Annotated in this window: 1 protein-coding gene; it reads left to right on the plus strand. The window is 33.2% G+C overall.

Translation table 11 applies throughout. The features are described 5' to 3' along the window. Positions 1 to 394 (plus strand): PAS domain-containing protein (locus V2H77_RS00080; protein ID WP_341497185.1); only part of this gene is annotated, 394 nt, incomplete at both ends.

Consider the following 394-nt stretch of genomic DNA (forward strand, 5'->3'; position numbering starts at 1 on the left):
CAAGCAATGAACCGTGGGGAATCAAAGATAGAAATTCACACTTTATTTATGGTAACCCAGCCCTAAAATCTATTCAGAACATTCCAACGTCATTTGATTATGAAGGGCTTTCTGATGACGAACTTCCTTGGAGTGGCGCGGAATTTGCAAAAGAATTTATTGATCATGATAAAATTGTCATGACAAAAGAGAAAAGAGTTTGTTCGCTCGAAACATATACATATGGAAAAGAAAAAACCTTATTTTCTTACTTTCAAGAGAAATTACCACTATATAATGATACAAATGAGTGCATAGGCATCTTTTTTCATGGATGGAAAGCCAAAGATTTTTCATTAATTAACCTATATCAATATTATAATGTTCTGCCCACATCTATTATATTCCAACCACC

Origin of the sequence: Photorhabdus sp. P32, assembly GCF_038085095.1 — a bacterium.
GTDB lineage: Bacteria > Pseudomonadota > Gammaproteobacteria > Enterobacterales > Enterobacteriaceae > Photorhabdus > Photorhabdus luminescens.